The following is a 19395-nucleotide window of genomic DNA, read 5'->3' on the forward strand; positions in this document are numbered from 1 at the left end:
GGCACGACTTGGGCAGCTTGTTGAGTACATTGGCCGTCTTGTGTACCCAGCAGCGCTGCTGGCGTGTCTCGGGGTAGGTTTCTTCCAGCGCCGCCCAGAACCCCATAGCGCCGTCACCAATCGCCAGTTCTGGGGCGTTCATGCCTCGCTCCTTTAGCTTACCCAGCACACCTTTCCAGCTCAGCGTCGATTAAGGACATAAGCCCGCAAAAATGCAGCTCCTTTGGAACCTAGCCCTCGTCCAAGCACTCTAACCCACCGCCTGTGGCTTTACTAGAAATGGAGAATAAAAAGTGCGTAAAATCTATATTATTGTTTTTTCGTTGATTGTTACTGGCTGTGGAACTTTTACTTCCCTATCGAGTTCGGATAACAAAATTGCAAGTACTCTGAAACGTCAAAAAACCCAGTGTGAGGAGACATCACGAGCCTATGGTGGGGTGTCATACAATCTCTGCAAATTAAATTCAAACCCCGGTTATCCACATTTTGACTGGGCTCTTGGCTTCTACGTATTGGACATAGCAGCATGTACGATTACAGATACCGTTGTCCTGCCCTATACGATTGTTGAACAGCATAAAAAGGGAAGCATAAGGATCAAATCTTGAAAACCAATACAGGGAGTGATCAGAATTTTCCTTGACCTCCCCGCAAGCGGCTTTGACGAAGTATGGGATGGAGACGATGCGGCACCGCTCAATGCCACTTATCACCTTGATAACGACCTCGATAGCTTAAACTGGGCACCGGGCTCGACAACACCGGTACCAAAGACCAGTGGCCAACCGGTTTCCGGCAGAAATAAATTGCTTATTGTGTGAATATGAGAAGGCGGAAAACTTTATTTTTGCTGGCGTGTAGACAGAAAAGATAAAGTGTTCCGCCGTTTCAGAGCGCTATCTGTAATCACCACTTCCCGATCATATTCACAAACACCCCCTGGCTGTCGTAATCCAGCTGGGTGAGGTCATCGGAGAAGTCGGTAAAGTTATAGCCAACCCCCAGTTTCAATTGCTCCCCCAGGTGCCGGTACAAACCGACGAGGGCACCGCTTCGGCTGTCCTGGGCATCGGGCAGGTCCAGCAGGCGCCCTTCGATCAGCAGATCCCAGCGGTTCACGAAGTGCCAGTCGGCGCGCAGCACATAGAGGCTGGCGCGGCTGTCGAAGAATTCCGGGCCCTGCCTGTCGAGACTGAGCTGGCCGAGGCGGTAGGCGTACTTGCCCCCCAGGGTCCAGCGACGGGTGAGGTCGTAGCTGGCGTCCACGGAAAAGATATGGCTTTTCTGGATAAACTCCGCAGAGGTGTTCTGCACCGTGACCTGGTCCCGGGTCGGCACATTGTAGAAGTAGGTGTACTTCATCAGGGTGTTGAGGCGGTCGTGATGCACCGGGCGGTAGGCGTAGCCCATCACCGCTTCGGTAAACCTGCCATCGTAGAACTCCCCCCGGGAACTGCGGCTGTCGGAGTAATTGAGTTTACCCACTAGGCGCCAGTCGGGATTGAGCTGATAGCTGAGGGTGTTTTTCAGCAGCCAGGTGTCCCGCTGGGATTCCGTCACTGTGGTTTCATCCAGTGCAGTTTCCATGGCGTCGGTGCGGTACTCCACTGCGGCGGCGAGGCGGACCGCCTCCAGGCTGTAGCCCATATTGAAGCCCAGTGCATTGCGCTGGGTTTTGGCACCGGTGCGCGGATCTTCCAGGGTGCCCGCCTCCAGGGTGGTGCCGTAGGTCCAGCGATCGCTGGGGGCCAGATCCACTCCCAGGGCGTGGGTCAGGCCGGTGGATACATCGCCGTGGCTGTAGCGCTCTTCGCCGTAAATACTGAGGCTGTCGGAGTAGCGGCTGCGGAAGCCGGTGCTCATATTGCCCTTGCGCGCCCGCACACCGGTATCACTGCGCTCGTTATCCAGGGTGTAATTCAGGTAGAGACTTGTCCTGTCACTGACCAGAAAATCGGACCCTAGACGTGCCGCCATGCCGGTATCGCCGCCGGAAATCTCGCTGTCCAGGGCCAGGCGTTCGCTGACCCGGTAGGCGCCGCCGACGCCGACGCGATTGTTGTCCTCGCGGCTGCCGGTCACTTCCAGGGTGTTTTGCACAAAGCCAAAAGCGCTCCAGTCTTCTCCGGAATCGTAGCGGGCCTCCACCGCCATATCGGTGCGCTCCCCCTGGGTCTGGGTGGCGGGAACCGCGGTGGAGAAATCCTCGCGGCGGTCCCTGCGCACCCCGGAGCTGAGACGCCAGCGATCGTTGAGGCGGTAGCCGAGGGCCAGGTCTAGGGCACGGGTTTGCAACCCGAACTCCTCTTCCCTGCTGTCGGCCTTGAGACCCAGGTCCAGGCGTTCGCCCAGGGGCAGATTGGCACCGGCCCCGTACTGCAGTGTGTCGCCCTGTACAAACTGGCCGGGGCCGGAGAAGCCGGCTTGGCGCTCCTGGTGATAGAAGTTGGCGGAACCGGGCAGGCTTTCGAACAAGTCGCCCAGTTGCAAGCTGCCCTCCAGTTTGGTCGCGCCCGCACTGGCTTCGGGATCGAAGCTCTGTCCGTTGTCAAAGCTGAAACCACCATCCAGGGAACTGGTACTGTCCAGGTTGCCCCCTGTGCTGTCCGCCACTTCGACTTTCAGCCAACTGCCGGCGCTTTTGCGCAGAGTGAGATCGAATCCCTGCAGGGCACTCTCGTTGCCCTCTTCGTCCTGCCGGGTGCCACTGATACCCAGTTTAACGCTGTCCCCCAACCAGTAGTGGGCGCGGCCACCAAAGGCCAGCGTATCGATTTCCTCGAAACCGGGGGTGTATTCGTAGCGGGCCACCAGGTACTGGGGGTTGCCGTTGTAGGAACCGTCCTGGATCAGCAGGTTGTCGTTGGCGAGGGCGGACAAGGGCTTGTTCAGCAGCACCCGCCCCTGGAGGTAGTCGATATCGTAATCGATCACCGGGGAGAGGTTTTTCACCCCCAGCACCAGGTCGGAATCCTTGTCCCGCACTTCGATGCGCAGCCGCTCGGAGCCGCGCAGAATATCCTGGTGGCGGAGAAAATACAGGGAACCGCCGGTGCCGCGATATTCGTCGCGGCCGGCGACGGTACCGGGCTCGGCGCCAAAGGCATCCACCTGCAAGCGTTTTTCCCCAAAGCTGGTCACACCGTCGCTTTCAAAGTGGCCGCTGGCACCGTAGAGGGCGCGGTCGATCTGTGCCAGTTCGTTGTCGGCATAGGTGGCCTTGAAGTTGCCCCAGAGGCCATAGTCATCGTACTTGGACAGTTTCAGATAAAATTTGCCGGAGGTGGGCGCGTCCTCCACCACGGTGGCATCGTCACCGAAGGTGGGGTAGTAGAGGTCGCTGTCCAGGCGGCGAAACAGCGCGTCGGGGGATTTTTCCATAAAGTTGGAAAACAGGTCGTCCACCGGCCCTTCTTCAGTATCGGCACTGGCGGCGAGACGCCAGCCTTCGCCGAAACCGCCGCTGGTGTAAAACGCCAGGCGCCCGTCATAGCTGACGGCATTGTCATAGTGGGTTTCATCGCCGGTGACCAGTGCCGCCGGGCCATTGGTTTTGTCATAGCCGATGGTGAGGTCGGCAATCCCCACGGTAAACCAGTCGCTGCGGGCAAATTCCAGGTCGCGCAAGAACAGCTCGCCATTGCCGCCCCCATCCAGGACCGCCACTTCCACCGTGTGGGTACCCGGCGCGAATATCTGTTCGGCAACAAACTCCCCTTGTGGATTGACCGGCACCGGGTTGCCCGCCAGCCAGACACTGTGGCCCGGTGGCACCTGGGCGCCATTGACCAGCACGCTGTTGCCGTCCAGGGGGATATTGCGCCGGGCGAGGCGGTTTTCGCCGTAGCCCACCAGCAGTTCCCGGCCCACATCCACCGCCTCTGCGGGGGCTTCGATGGTGTCCACCAGCCACAGTGTCTGTGCACCGGTTTCATCGTAGAGGCCCTGTTGGTCGTACACCCGCAGCAGGTAGTGCAGTTTTTTCAGCGGCGCCTGAAAAGCGCTGAACTCCGCCTGCCAGGCCCCGCGTCCATTGCTGTCCAGGGGCACCACGGCGACAGGGGTATCGCGGGGGGACTGGTCCGCCTCGAACAGGCGCACTTCGGCCCGCTCGATAAAGGACGGGTAGTTGGTATAGCTGCGGAACAGGGCCCGGTTATCCGCCATTTCAGTATCCGGATTGTCCGCATAGCGGATGCTGTTGGGCCAGGCGGTGACATTGAGGCGCGGCTGCATGGTCTTGTTGTCGAAGCGGAACTGGATATTGGCATCGTCCAGGGCCACGTCGGTACAGCGCTGCAGGTCGGCGGAGTTTTTGTAGGGGTCGAATTCCGGGCTGCCATCCACGGTGATGCGCATCAGGTTGAGGGCATAGGGGTTGTTGGCCAGGGCCTCGCGGTTGATGCGCTCTATTGCCAGGCGGTCGCTGTCGGCCAGCACGGCCAGCTCATCGTAGAGCACCTGTACTTCCACCCGCGCGTCGTCCAGTTGCACAAAACCGTCGCGCACCACATCGTCGGACTGCACATAGCCGCGCCCGTCGAAGGTCACCTGGGTGTCGTCCAGCCCCAGCTGTTGCTGTACCTGGGCCATAGCGCGGCGGGCGCGGGCGCGGGACAGGCCGACATCATCGCCATACACCATGGCCTCGCGGCGTTCCATGCGCTGGTTGTCGCTGTAACCGATAAAGCTCAGGCGCACATTGGCTTTGCCGGCCACTTCGGCCATGACACTGCGCATCCGCTGCAACTGGGTTGCGGTAATCTCCGGATCGCCATCGCGAAAGCGGATAGGCGGCAGTGGTCCAGAGAGGGATTCGTGGGCGATGGTGATGGTTTCCGCGGCCGCCGCTTCGGGACAGGCCTGCACGCCGTCGGTCTGTATCTCCAGGGGATCGTCGTACCAGAATTCCACTGCCACACGGCGATTGAGGGCGCGCCCCTTGGGGGTGTCGTTGGCGGCGATGGGCTGGCTGGCGCCCTTGCCGCTGTAGGTGACGGCACTATCGGGCAATCCCAGGCTGTCGCGCACCGCCAGGGCCACCCGGCGGGCCTCCGCCAGCGACAGCGCCGCGGCGTCCCGGTAGCGCTGCGCCGGGCCCTCCAGCAGGGGAGCCCCGTCGGTATGGCCGACAAAGTGCATCACCAGGTTGTGCTTGTCCGCCAGGTTGGCGCGCACCTCGCGCAGGCGGCGCACAAAGCCGTCGGGCAGGTCCACCTGCCCCGGCGCCAGGCGCAGGGGGGTCAGCAGGTTTTTCAAGCGCGCGCGCTGCTCGCTGCCGGCGGTGTAACTGAGCCTGCACACGGTTTCCTGGCGGCACACCTTGACGCGGTTCAATGCCAGCGCCTGGGCGCGAGCGCGTTCGGCCATGGCTTCCTCGTCCAGGGCGTCATAGGTGGCCAGCACCTGGACGCGGCGGTTCAGTTGCCGCCCCGCGGTGGTGATGTTGTCGGCGACCGGCTCCCCATCACCGCGGCCCTCAACCGCAATCATCTGCCCGGGCAGTGCCAGGGCGCGCTGGAAAAAGTCCGCCACAAAGCGGGCCCGGGCCAGGGTCAATGCCTCCTTGCTCTGGTATTGTGCCACCAGTGCCGGATCCAGGGGGTCGGCGTCCGTGTGGCCGATAAAGTGCAGCTTGAAGTTGGGCTGTGGACCCAGCTCGCGCAGTTTTTCCCGCAGTGATGCCACTGCACCCTCGGCAAGCCTATCCTCAACCCCGGTAAACGTCAGCGGCTGGATAAAGTCCTCCACCACGATGGGATCGGCGGCGGCAATAAAGCTGGTGGCATCCTGCAGCCACTGGTGCTCGGGGGCGCGCAGCAACATGCCTTCGGTGTTGCTGCCGATGGGTTTTTCCTCGAATGCGGCCTCTGGCTCCTCCACCTCCGGCGCCAGGCCGGGAATTTTCTGCCACAACTGCCACCAGCTGGACTCCTCCGGCTGGGATTGCGCGCCCTCGCCCTGGCCCTGAGCCGGCAGGGACAGGGCCAGGGCGAGGGCGAGGGCGACAACACTGGCGAGACAGTGGTGTGGACCCCTGCGGGCGCAAGCTTTGAGGCCACTGAACACCCCGGACCTGGCGATTTTATTGCCTATTGCAGAGGACATCACTGCAACCCCCCCTTACCGGGCGGCGCGCCGCGCCGCCAGAAGACTTCAGTTTCAATCGTCAGTTCGTAGTCCCCATCCGCGTGCGCCCAGGCATCGGCAATCTCCGCCTTGATGGCCTGCAAACGCGCTTCCACCAGGTCCGGGGCCTCATTTTCCGCCAGGTAGGACAGGCGCAATACGGAGGGGGCCTCGCCGAGTTTTTCCAGCAGCAGGTCGATGCGGGACCGCCACTGGGGGCGCAAGCCGGTGCTGTCCGGCTCGAACACCGCCTCGGCCATATCCAGGCGCACCACCCGGTGCAGGCTGGCACCAAAGTTAAACTTCACCATCTTGCCCCGGGTGGCCCGCATCACCCGCGGGTTTTCCGTGGTGAGACGATAGCCGCTGGGCAGGCTGCGGTCGTCGAGCTTGAGCACAAAATTGGAACCGCGGTCGGCATTGGGCACCACAGCGCAGGTGATGTGAAAGCGCCCGTGGGCATCGGCGGTGGCATTGAGGCCGGTGGCGCTCACCACCCGCGCGCCGGCCAAGCCGCCCTCGCCGGCATCCTGGTAGCCGTTCCTGTTTTTATCGTCGAATACCTTGCCGATCACATCGGTGCAGTCGAAGGTGGGGTCCGGCACGACGCGCACCGTGGCGGAGGCCTCGCCGGAGGCAAGCTGCCCGGAGAGCTGGTTGAACAGGCGTGCGCGGTTGATATATTTGCCTTCTCCCACACCGGAGCCCACCACCAGCAGCAGTTTCAGTTCGCGGGTCTGCTCGTCCTCCACCCGCAGGTCCGGCCAGATCAGCTGCAGGCCGTTCATCACCGGCTCCACCGGCTCGCCGTCAAGGCGCGCCGAGCCGGCCACATACTTGAAGCCGGCGGGGAAGAAATCCACCAGCTGCAGGTCGGTGAGCGGTATCGACAGGGTGTTGCCGAAGGTAATGGTGTAGGGCACCAGCTGGCTGCGGGTCACGTTCAGCAGTGCGGCGGTTTTGGTAATGGAGAGCGCGCCCTCCAGCTGGGGGTCCATGGGAATATGGTTGTTGAACAACTGGCTCTCCCCCGGAATCCGGTCGTCGTCCAGGGTCAGGCGCAGGTAGTAATCGGTGGCCGCATCGCGGGCCGCCACATCCAGCGGTGGAAGCTGGGCGGACAGCTGCACCTCGCAGTGATCCGTGGTGCCCGGTATCCGGTCGGCGCTGCTGCCGAGACAGGCGCCCACGTCGAAGCCGGCCGTTTCACCATGGGTCTGCGCGGGGATGATCAGGGATTCGCCACTCACATAGTTGTCATCGGCAATGTTCACCCGGATCAGGTAATCCGTCCGCGCCGGACAGGCGGCATCGCTGAAATTGATGTCGAATTTGTAGTAGCCGCCCGCACGGGTCACCTGGCCCTGCTGCCTGTCGTCGTCGAAACAGCGATCCGGCAGCGCCTGACCGGAACTGGCGCGCAGCAGGGTCAGGGTGGCGCCGGCGATGGGCTGGCGCAGCACCGAGTTGTAGATCACACCATTGGGGGTGATGGGCAGGTTGAGGTTTTGCGGATTGGCGCCGGACCCGGCCACTATATCGCTGATGCGCTGCGGGCCATTGGTGAAGTTAGAACTGGTATTGCCCAGGGAGGCGGTGTTCTTCCCTGCATCCGGGGCCCTGTAGCGTATCTCATAGCCGGGACCGGCGGCGCCGTTGGGCGCCAGCCCGCGAAACTGGAAATAACCGCTGTCATCGCTCTGCACCGTCTCCAGCAGGGCGTCATTGAAATAGAGATCCACGCTCCAGTTCAACAGCAGACGCTCGTCCGCATCCGCTCGACTGTTGAAATTCACGTCGTGCCACAGGTAGCCGGCCAGGTTGGCGATACCCGGGGTGCCGCCCACATCGATGGCGACACTGGCCCGGTTGCTGGAGGGGGGATTGTTCCACTGCACCTCGGCGGTGTTGAGCACCCGGTAGCCGATGGCCAAGCTGTCCGAGAGCCTGGCCTGAAAGCGCAGGCTGGCACTTTGGCCTGGGGGAAGATCGCCATAAACCGCGGCGTAATCCGCACTGATCACCGTGCCGCTCACACTGATGCCGTCAACCCGGCCGTTGAGCGTGGCGGAATTTACAACGTAGCTGAGAACGCCGTCGCCGGCAGTGGCCAGGTCGTCGCTGATGCGCACCCGGGTCGCCGGCACGGCACCGATATTGGCAATGGTCACCAAGTATTCCAGTACCGCGCCGGCCTCGGCGGCTCCGCCGCCCACCACCGTCACTTCCTTGACGATGGACAGCAGCTGCGCATCACCCACCACCACCTGGGTGGGTTGGGCGCCATTGGCGGGGTTGCCGTCCGCATCGGTGAGGGTCAAAGGCGGTTCCGCTGCAGTGACACTGCCCTGGTTGCTGATCACGGTACCGGTGGCGGTGCCACTATCGACCGTCACCTCGAAGGTCACTGTGGCGCTGCGGGCGGCAGTGATCACGCCGCTGTCCGCGGCTGGCAGTGGCGGCGTCAGGTCGGTGGAGGAAACCGGCAGCCCGGATTCCAGCGGTGCGCCGCCGCTGTCGGCCACGGCGATACCGTTGAGGCGGGTACTGCCAGCTACATAAGTGGTGTTGGCGGGCACCTGGTCCCTGAGTTTGACCCGGGTGGCATCGACGCCGCCGGTATTGCGAATGGCAATGGTGTAGCGGAGTACATCGCCGGGGTCCACTATCCCGGGGGACAGGTTGTCCACGGCAATGGCCACAGTCTTGTGGGCGACCAGCAATGGCACATCGCCCACAATATCGATGGTGGGGTCATTGGGCACACTGGTGTCGGGGTCGTCGGAGGGCACTTCCGCGAAGGGACCGCTGCCCGCGCCTTCGCCATTCAAAAAACCCTGGTTGGAAATAATGGTGCCGTCGCTGACGTCGTTGATGGTGACATCGAAGGTAATCACCGCCGCCGCCGCGCCACTGGCCGCGGCGAGGACAACGCCGGCTGCCTCGCCGGCGGTGTTGATCTGCAGGCCGGCGACGAGGGGCGAAGCGCCCCCCACATCCGCAAGCGCTGTGCCGTTCATGGTGGTGGAGCCGGCGACATAGGTGGTGTTGGCGGGCACCTGGTCACGCAGCACCGCATCGACACTAGTTTCGTTGCCGGTATTTTCCACCCGCAGGGTGTAGCGCAGGGTATCCCCCACCATTAGCAGGTCCGGGTCACCGGTTAAGTCCGCCGAGGTTTTGTGCACCAGCAGCAGCGGCCCCGACTCGATCACCACCCGGGTGGGGTCTTCATCCCCGGCCAGGTCGGGGTCGTCGACGCCGTTGATATTGGGGTCGTCACTGTCCCGCAGCAACTGACCGGGTAACTGCACCTGGGCCTGGTTGAACACCTGGGTGCCACTGTCGATCACATCCGCCAGGGTTACCTCGTAGACCAGTTGGAAGCTATCACCGGCGCTGCCCGCCGCCGCCAGGTCCAGGCTGTTCACCTGCAGCAGGCCGCTGCCATGGGTACCACCGGTGGCACTGGTGCCGCTGCTGTCAGCGCCCGCCGGCACCGAGATCAGTTGCAATGAACCCGAACGGAACAGGGGCAGGTTGTTGAGGCGGCCGAGGTCATCAGTGATTGCCATACCGCTGACCACGACCCCGCTGAGGTTGGTGAGGGTGAGGGTATAGCGCAAAACCTCCGCAGGGCTGGCCAGGCTGGCCGGATTGTCCCCGCGGGTAATATTTTCCACCGTTTTATAGAAGGTCACCCTGGGCACCGAGGCGCTGACCGTAAAGGCATCCTCATGGTCGAGAACGCCGGGGGTGCCATCGGTGGGTGCCGGGCGCGTGTACTGGCGCACTTCCGGCATGGTGCTGTCCCAGCTGTGCCAGCCTGTCACACCGGCAATGTTGGTCAGGGTATCGCCGTCGCGGGTATCCGCATCCAGATAGGCGTCGTAGCTCAGCAGCAGGTGGTGGTCCGCGGCCAGCATCGCCGCTGCCCCCCGAGTGGCCAGGCTGAGGGTGCAACTGGCCGGGTCGAAGGCAACATCAAAATCAGTGCCCTCGGCCAGTGTGGCAACCCCATTGCCCGCGCCGTCGGTAATCTGCGCGGCGAAGTTATTCGGCGGGGTTGCGCACATGCCGCCGGGACTGTTGTCCGGCAGCCTGTCGGACACGCGCATATCCCAGGCGGGACCTGTGCCGATATTGTGCAGATCCAGGGTAAAGCGGCCCGGCAGGCCCGACTGCACACTGGCGGGCCCGCTTTTAGTAAGGGTAATCGCAGTGGGCTCCACCACCCTCATGGCCAAGGTGGTGTTTCCGGCACCGGTGCCCTGCCCCGCGGCCGGGTTGTCATTGTCGTAGTTGTAGCGGTAACTGGCGCTGTTGGTGAAGGTGAGGCCGTCCAGGTTGGGCGGATTGCTGTCCCGCAGGCGCAGGGTCACATCCATCACCACCTGCTCCCCCGCCGGCACATCGATACCGTCGCCGGTATCGGCAATCACCAGTGCTGTGGCCGATCCGGTGTTTTGCGGCGTAAACGGGTTGCCGCCGGACACCCTTGTGGCGCCGACAAATTCCAGCTCCGCCGCAGAGACGCCCAGGTCCATCAGTACGCTGACATCGTGCAGGGCGGTGGGCTGCGGGGTTTCCGGAATGGTGATGCGGTAATTGAACGGTTCGCCGATAGCCGCGCTGGACTGGGTGTTGGCAATCGACAGCGGAGCCGCATTGGGGGTATTGAACTGCACACTGACCGGCGCGGTGGGGCCATAGTCCTCGCGCATGGCCTGGCTCACCGCAGTGGTGCCCAAAGACGGCAGGTTGTCGTCGTCCAGGGAGTAATAAACCTCCACGAAAGCGGCGTTTTGCAGATTGAGGCCCGCGCCCAGGTTGGCATCCGCCTGCACCCGATACACCATCTGCAGTGCCTGGCCCGGCTGAATGGCATAGCCGGTGCCGGCGGAGAAATCCCACACCGCCGCGCCGATGGCGCTGTCGAAACCGGGGGCGAGCAGCGGGGCCGCGGCGCCATTGACCAGAATGGACTGCACTTCAATACCGCCCTGGCGCAGGCCGGCGGGGATGCTATCCCGGAACACCGGATCATAGGCCGGCGCCGAGCCGTTGTTGGTCAGGGTAACGGTGTAATCGATGCTGTCCCCCACGGCGAGGGTGCTGCCATCCGCAGGGCTGGAGCTGATGCCCACCACCAGCTCCGGCTGGCGCAGATCCAGGCTGTCACTGTCGGCGCGGGTTTCGGTGCCGGTTGCAGTGTCGAAGCTGAACTGCACCCGATTGGTCAGGGCCGTATTGTCGGCCGGCCAGGGATGCACATCCCGGTTCAGCACCCGCGCCCGGTAGCGCAGTACAAACACATCGTTGGCGGCATTGTTGTCACCGCTGTTGCGCAGGTCCGGGATGGACCAGCGCAGGGTGGTGGGCCCGGTGGCGGGATCGCCGCTCTGGACGGGCTCGGCGATATCCCCGTGCACAAAGGGCGCTGTGGCGGCGAAAGGTGCTGTGGTCACGCCGTTGACGGCGAGGGTGCCCTCGAACACCATGCCCCGGGGCAGAGTATCCACAATGGCCGCCCCGGGGGCACTGCCTTCCGGCAGCGACAGGCGCAGCTCATAGTCCACCAGGTCGCCAACACGCAACTGGGCATCGCCGCTACCGTAGCTGTCATCCATACGGGTTTTGCTCAATGCGCTGTTATTGGCGGCGGTGAGCTGTGCGGCAATATTTTCCAGCACATAGTCGTTCAGGCCGCCGACACCGTCGGCGCCGTTGCGCTCATGGGGGCTGCTGTTGTCTTCATTCAGGCTGGTCCACTCGATACGGCTCGCGGCGGACAGGGAAGCTGAGGCGAGTACGCTGTCCAGTACCACCACGTCGAACACCAGCTGGCTGTTGCCGCCGGCGGCGATATCCAGGTTGCTGTTGCTGCGGTTCCACGCCAGTGACTGCGCCGCTGCTACACCATCTCCGCTGAGGATGGGATCGGCCTGGGGGGCACCGGCAAAGGCGGCACTGCCCGGCACAAAGGCGAGGCCCAGGGCCAGCTGTTGGCGGATGGAAAGGTCGTAGGCATCGGCATTCTGTGGATCGCCGGCGGCGGCGATATCGAGGGTAAAGCGCAGCATATCGCCCGCATCTGGGTCGCTGCCGGGACTGGTCTGGTTGGCAACAGTTGCCGTTGCGGACAACTCCGGTTCCACAATGGTGAGAGTGGGCGCAGTGCCACTGCCGCCGGCCTGTGGCGCTCCCCCTCTGCTGACGGCATAGGTATAGGCGGCTCGGTTGTCGACACTGTAGCCCGCCTGGGCGGTGGCGTTGTTGGCGACCCGGGCGCGCAGTTCGAACACAGCCACTGTGCCGGCTGGAATCAGTTCCAGGCCCAGGGCGATATTGTTGCCGCTGCTGTTATCCGTGAAGGCCAGGCCGTTGATCTCCCGCAGCTGCACCAGTTCCAGGGCGGGGTCGAGGGCATCGGTTATGTCCACATCGTAAATGGCCGCCGTGGTGGCACTGCCGGGTACCTGGATGCGGTACACCACCTCCTCCCCCACTGCGGCGCTGGCGGCGGTCTGCAGAGATTTCCGGGGCGCGGTCACCGCAGTGGCAACCGTGCCCATGGGATAGGGCGTTGCCAGGGGAACCGGTGCATACTGCCCGCCACTGTTTGCCGGCAGTGAGTGGAACCCGTCGACGGTAAACATATTGACCCAGTTTTCGCCGCCGCCGATGTCGGTGTAAAAACCGATTTCGTAATAGATATCCAGGCAGAGCCCCGGCGCGATGGGTGCCTGGAAGCTGAACCCCATAGCGTCGCCGCGACTGGCCGGCGGGGTATAGGTGTAGTCGCTGCCCTGGGTCAGCACAGTGCCGCCAGCAGTGACCTGCAGATTGGCGATGGAACCTTCGTCCATCTGGGTGGCCAGGTTGTCGGTGAGGGACAGGTTGTAGGCCGGCGCCAGCCCGGAGTTGCAGGCGTGCAGGGTAAACCGCATCAGGTCGTTGGCCGGGTCCACATTCAGGTGGGCGTTGGGCCAGGTGGCATCGGTTTTGGTCAGGCCGTCGATCAGCGGCTGCAATACCGTGATAGTGGCATTGTCCTGCAGACTGGCGGCGGCGCCGGTGTAATTGAGCACTGCGGTATTGGTCAAAGTCGCGCTGGGCGCGGCGATACCGGCACCCGCCACCACTTCGGCAGTGTACTCGATCACAAAGGGATTGCTGTTGCCAAAATCGCTGCGGATATCCCCCAGGTTCCAACTAACGGTACCGGTAGCCCCCGCGGTGGGAACCGCGATGGCGGAATAGGTAAAACCATTCAGGTTGGCATCAAAGGGGGCGCTGGTATCGCCATTGACACTGACAATGGCATCGAACGCCAGCCCCGCCGGCAGCGCATCGTTCACGGTGACCGCCGGCGTGGTGCCCGCCTGCAGGTTGAGGGTCAGTCGATAGGTGACCCTGTCGCCGATCCGCAGGGTCCCCACCGGGGAAGCGGTATCCGTATCCGCGATGACGGTTTTGGCAATACTGGTGTTGTCCACCGTATCGATACTGGCCTCCGCCGGACCCACACAGTAATCATCCGGTGCGGCAATCGCCGGGCAGTCGGCGCCGTCACGCTCGTAGGCCAGATCGTTGATGTGGCTGTTGTCCAGGGAGGTCCAGTCCAACAGTACACTGTTGCTGATGGGGGAGCCGAATACCCCGGCCACCTGGGTGCGGTAGGTGACCACCAGCGTCTGGCCCAGGGGCAGGTCCAGGCTGTTGTCGCCATTGCCCCGGCCCCACACCAGGGGCCCGGAGGGGGTCCCCGCCGGCGTTGCCAAAAAGCCAGCAACGGCGGTGCCGTCAATGTGTGCTGTGGGGGTAAAGCCGCTGTCATAACGCAGCTCTGAGGGCAGCGTATCCACCAGGTTGAGATCGAATGCGGCGGCGCTGGAGCCGGCGTCGTGGGTGACGGTAATCACATATTCCAGCACATCGCCACCCACCGGCAGATTACCGGGGTTGGTGGCGTTGCGCACGGTTTTACTGACCGCGAGCTGCGGCTCCACCACCGTGACTGGGGGAGTATCGTCATTGCGGCTTTCCGTCGCTCCGGATTCGCCGTTGCGGTAACTCAGCGCGGCGCTGTTCTGGCGGCTGTCGCCGCTATTGGTGGCCAGGTCATTGTCGACGCGGGCAAAATAGGTGATGCGGATCAGCGGCTGCAGTGCGTTGCCGGCGGTATCGTTTTCACTAGCGGTATCGACAGTGCCAATATTCCAGGTGGCATTGCCGGCGGTGTTATCTGCGGGGAAGCTGTTGAACGCCGCCTCGGTTGGCGCACTGCCATTGATGCTTTCGATACCCACAAACGCGTAGGTGATGTCGTAGTCGGCATTATGACTGAGCACATAGCCTTCCGGGCTGCCCAGCTGGTCGGCAATGACCAGATCCCGGCTGACGCCCTCCGGCAGACGGATTTCCAGCTGGAACTGTTTGTGCGCACCGATAGTGGGAATAACAGTGGGTTCGAGATCGGATTTGACCAGTTGCAGGGGCAGCACTTCGGTCTGGGCCCCGGCGGTGGTTTCATAATCGTTGATGGCATCGCCGGCGTTGGGCAATACACCGATACGCATTCCGTCGGCCGCCCCATCCGGGCCTATGCGATGGTTGCTGTTTAAAGCCACGTCCGTGCCCGGCAGGGACTGCCAGCGGGCTTGGAGGGTGTTGTCCAGAATCTCGTGGGGCTCTACGCCCTGCCCGACGCGGACATCGAAGGTAAAGGATCTGCTCTCGCCGGTGGCGATGGTGTAATTCCCATGGCCGCGGTTCCAGCTGAAAATCGGGGCATTGGCCCCGAGGGTCGTGACATCCACATTCTGGGGCGGGTCGGCGCCGCCGATATTACCCGCATAAATCAGCTTGGAGCCGGTGAGATCGTCCAGCACCTGCAGGTTATAGGTGGCCGCGGTGCCGGTATTTTCCGCTGTTACGGTGACGGTCAGGATGTCATCCGCATCGCTGTTGGCGACTGCAAATGCCTTGCTCAAGTGGATCTGCGGCTCTTGCACCCTGATCTCGTGGACATCGAAAGGCACCACCACGGTTGACCCCGCCTCATCCACGTAACGCAGCTGGGCAGTGGTGTAGCTGCCGCCGTTGCGCAGCAGGTCGCCGTCATTGGTATTGCTGCTGTTGTCGATGCGGGCGATAAATTCCACCGGGAAATCAAACAGACTACCAGTCACCATGGTGACTTCCTGATCACCAAAGTCCCACGCCACATAGTCGGCGCTACCGGTATTGGTACAGGTCGCGCTCACAGTGCCACCGGGTATAAATCCCGCCGCATCATAGGGGGGCGCATCGAGATTGACCGTCTGCCCCTCGATACAGCGCATGCCCGCCGGCAGCTCGTCGCGGATGACGAAATTGCGCAATTTGGCCGCGGGTATTTTTGCGGTGAGCCGGTAGCGGATTTCTTCGCCCACCACAGCAGTATCACTGCCGCTGCCACTGGCAGTGCCATTGGACAATGCCACAGCCTGTTTCGGCTCCGCCTGCACGGGGATAATCTGCATTTGCGCGTTCGCATCCGCAGACCGGTAGTGGCGCGCGCGCCCGGCGGCGGGGGTGCCGTCACCGACACCATCGTTATCCCCGTCACTGTCGATCTGCGGCGCGCTCTGGTTGCCGAAATCCCCCTGCAGGCTGTCGTAGCGGGCGAAGAAGCTGTTGCTAAAGGTCTGCAGTGGCGCTACGGAAAAATGGGGTTTCACCCGGTAATAGAGGGTCACCGAGTCGCCGGGGTTGATGCGCTCCAGGGCAGAGGAGTGCTCATAGGTAAAGGTGACAATGGCCGGGGTGCCGCCATCGCTGCAGTGGGTGGCAATGGCATAATCATTCGCACCGGCGGTGATACCCACCAGGCCGTCATCGCCAGCGGCAGTTTCCGCAGCGCCGTCGCCGTCGTTGTCCAGGCCGTCGCTATCCAGCGGCTGCACACACATCTGCCCGCTGGCATCCAGGGTATCGGTCACCACCAGGTCGTAGGCCGGTGCGCGGTTGACGCCACTGTCGGTGGCGCGATTGGTCAGGGTCAGGCGGAAAATATAGGTCTGGTCCCGGTGGCCCTCGTTGGTGAAGTCGACAAAATTGCTGCAGCTGATCCCAGCACCGTAAAGGTTTTCGTTACAGACTTTTTTATCCACCTCGATGCGGGGCTCGGTAACGGTCACGGACTCCGACCACTCGCTGATATCCGGAAAGCCCGGCACGGTGGTGGGCACGCCGTCGATATTGGTCAGGATGCCGCTGGTGTTGTAATTGTCCACCACCAGGGTTTCGCTATCGAACACCGCAGTGAACCGGGCCCGCCCATAGTCGGTGCTGGGGTTGGCGTGCTGGTTGGGGTCCGTGTTCTCTCTGTCCACCGGATCATTGAGCAAACGGGTGGTCATGTCCGAGAGAAACCAGCGATCCCGCGCGCTGATGCTGGCGCTGATGTCCCAAAGCAGGTCCGTTTCGCTGAGGGGAATATTCAGGCCGCCGCTCTCGACGATATCGCTGCCGGGAATCACCACACAGTTGGCCTGGGAGACCGGGTGCGGCAGGGTGACGTCGGCACAGTTGAGCAGTGTATCGGCGATATAGCCCTGGCCGTCCGGCAGGTCGTCGCGCACATCGATATCGCGCACTTCGATCAGGGTAAATCCCGGCGTGTCAAAACCAAACCAGCCGCCGGCCTGGATTTCGAAGCGGCACTCCTCGCCGATCAGGACACTGCTGTTGGGGAAAGCGGCCTCGCCGCTCAACTCGTTGCAGGCGTCGGCGCGGTCTTTGCGCAGATTGAAGCCCATCACCCGCGCGCGCATACCGTCGAGGGTATAGTTGTTGGCCAGCTGCTTGTTGGGGGTTGTCTGCGCCAGGGTGGCCGGCTCGGGAAAGGTCAGCGGGGTGCCATCAGACAGCGCAATCTCCCCCACCACATCCGCGCGAAAGGTGAGATCGTCATCGGTGGCGGAGTGATTTTTTTCCACCTGGAATAAAATGCGCTCGGTGGTGCCCGGTTCGATCACACCACCGAGGTTGTTACAGCGATACACCGTTGCGGAGGCGGGCAGGTAATCCGGCTGGTTCCACAGCGGGTGTGCGGGCACTGTGCCGGGGTTTGGATTTCCCACAGCCGTACAGGCGCGGTTATTGGACAGCACCCGCATGGCCTCGCCAAAGGTGACATACACGGCGTAATTGTCCGCGTCGTGGGCGCCGTTGTTGGTGACGTCCACGGTCAGTTCCGAAGTGCCGCTGTCGCGCACGATATACAGGGGATAGACGGTGCTGATATCCAGATCTTCCGGGTCCGGTGTGACCGGCTGGCGCTCGATCTGCGTGGGCGGATTGGTGCCGGGACAAAAATCCTCGTAATCGATGCTGAGCACATTGTCGGCCAGGCGCAGATTGCTGTTGGGGTCCAGGCCATTGGCCGCCGTCTCCTCCTCGACATCCAGGTCGGCGGCCTTGTCGTAAAAGCCCGGCTCTGTGGTGACGATGCGAAAACGGATCTGGATTTCATCCCCAAAGCGCATCATATTGCGCTGATCGGCATAGCGCGGGTGCACACTACTGCTCAGCAGACGGAACTCCGGGCGGTTGTTGTTGAGCGGGTTGGGGTCCCACTGATTCCAGTTACTTCCCACACGCCACTGCAGTGTGTCCGCCATGCCCGGGTAGTTTGCGCCGTAATTGGCCCCGTGGCCGTCAATACCCCGCCGCTGGCGGGTGATCTGCGGGGTATAGGTGGTGTCCACCACATACTCATCGGGCAGGTCGCTGACAAACTGGATATCCCTGACCGATCCCCGCGTCCGGTTGTTGAGGGTAATGGTCACAAACCCGGCGGAGCCCAGTGGTTGATTGAGGTTGGTACCGGTGATCGCCTGGGTAACAGTGAGATCCGTTGCCACCCGGGCAAACAGTGTCTCCGTATCGGCGCCCGGCGCACTTCCGGTGGCTGGAGAGGAGATACCACCAACGCCGGTATCCGCATCAATTTCACAGCCCCACTGCAGATCCGAAACCCGATTGGTGCCGTCGCTGCAGGAACTGTTCACCTTGCCCACCAGGTAGATGTCGCGACTGCCTCCCGCCGGCACATCGGTACGCCCGGGCCCGCTGGCAAAGTTGCCGTTCAGTGAGAAATTATTGATGTTATTGGCTGCCGCTATACAGCCGGTACCACCGGGATTGTTACCATTGTTATTGGCAACTGCGAGCGCAGCACTTTCACTCGGACAGGCATAATTGATATCCATATTCGGGTTGGTCATCAAATCATCGAAGCGCGCATCCTGCATAGCCGCGAGGCCGCCGTTCGAGATGCGGATACGCCAGATAACATCATCATGGATATTGCCGTAGACGTCATTGGTGTAGTTGCTCTGGGCCGCATCCACATTCCGCCCGCGCTTGTCCATGGACGGCAGCGGCTCGCGGATAGCCAGCTCCAACCTGTCCGTATCCGTGGTGGTGGGATAGCTGCAGTAGTCGAAGGATGCACTGGCGTTCAGGGTGCGGTTGTTGACCACCAGCTCCTCCTCCCGGTTGACCCGGCTGCGCACACCGAAGGTGATGGTCATGGTGGTGTTTTCGTTACGCGCGGCCAGCGCGGACAGGTCCGTACGATCCCAACGAATGGTAGTGCCGCTGATGGTGGGTTCGCCCAGCACCACCCCGGCACTCACGGAAGTGGAACCGGGAATATATTCCAGCTCCGAAGTACCCAGGTTTTCGCTGACGACGATGTTTTCAATATGCTGGATTCCCTGGCCGCCACTGCGGATAGATGGTACGCGGATTTCAAGGGTCACCTGACCATCGCCACACAGCACACACCAGCTGCTTGCAGCGCGGTGATCCAGAATATTGAATCTTGCCGGGTTATCGGGAAAAGTGGGGCAGTTGTGATCGGCCAGCGCCTGCGGCGTAAAAAAAACCGACCAAGCGCACAGCAGCAAGCCGGCAAGCAAATGACTCCAGGATTTCCGCCCAATTACTTCTGACATCATCACCACTGATTCGCCGCCACTTTTCTATTTCAAAAAATCCCTGACCAAACCTGCAAGCATCACCGCCAGAAAGACACAGTTCGGCCCGGCAAGTTTAATTACAAGGAAAAAAACTGGCCGTGAAACAGGTCATAAATCAATGTCAGGTGCGGGTATTTTTTGAGGATTGCCAAGTAGTTCTCAGGCTGGCTTTGGACAAACAAAGTCCGAAAACAGGCGCTAAAGCGAAAAGAAAAACCTCTGGAATACT

The 19395-nt window shown here is 62.1% G+C and carries 3 protein-coding genes and 1 pseudogene; 1 reads left to right on the top strand and 3 read right to left on the bottom strand.

All coding sequences use genetic code 11. The features are described 5' to 3' along the window. Positions 1-190 (bottom strand): annotated as a pseudogene (locus tag Q5Y71_RS13140) (transposase); the annotation flags it as partial. Between the two features lie 103 nt (positions 191-293). Here Q5Y71_RS13140 and Q5Y71_RS13145 point away from each other — a divergent pair. Beyond that, the gene (locus Q5Y71_RS13145; protein ID WP_306042580.1) at positions 294-611 is read left to right on the top strand and encodes a YceK/YidQ family lipoprotein; all 318 of its coding nucleotides are present in this window, start codon (positions 294-296) and stop codon (positions 609-611) included. 298 nt (positions 612-909) lie between these two features. Here Q5Y71_RS13145 and Q5Y71_RS13150 read toward each other — a convergent pair whose 3' ends face one another. Together Q5Y71_RS13150 and Q5Y71_RS13155 are read right to left on the bottom strand one after the other, a co-directional pair. Further along, a complete protein-coding gene (locus Q5Y71_RS13150; RefSeq protein ID WP_306042581.1) occupies positions 910-6111 on the bottom strand; it encodes a flagellar motor protein MotB in 5202 nt (1733 codons plus the stop codon). Further along, a complete protein-coding gene (locus Q5Y71_RS13155) occupies positions 6111-19142 on the bottom strand; it encodes an isopeptide-forming domain-containing fimbrial protein (RefSeq protein ID WP_306042582.1) in 13032 nt (4343 codons plus the stop codon). The genes Q5Y71_RS13150 and Q5Y71_RS13155 overlap by 1 nt, the downstream gene beginning before the upstream one ends. Positions 19143-19395 lie beyond the last annotated feature (253 nt).

This window comes from Microbulbifer sp. 2205BS26-8 (genome assembly GCF_030731025.1).
Lineage (GTDB): Bacteria > Pseudomonadota > Gammaproteobacteria > Pseudomonadales > Cellvibrionaceae > Microbulbifer > Microbulbifer spongiae.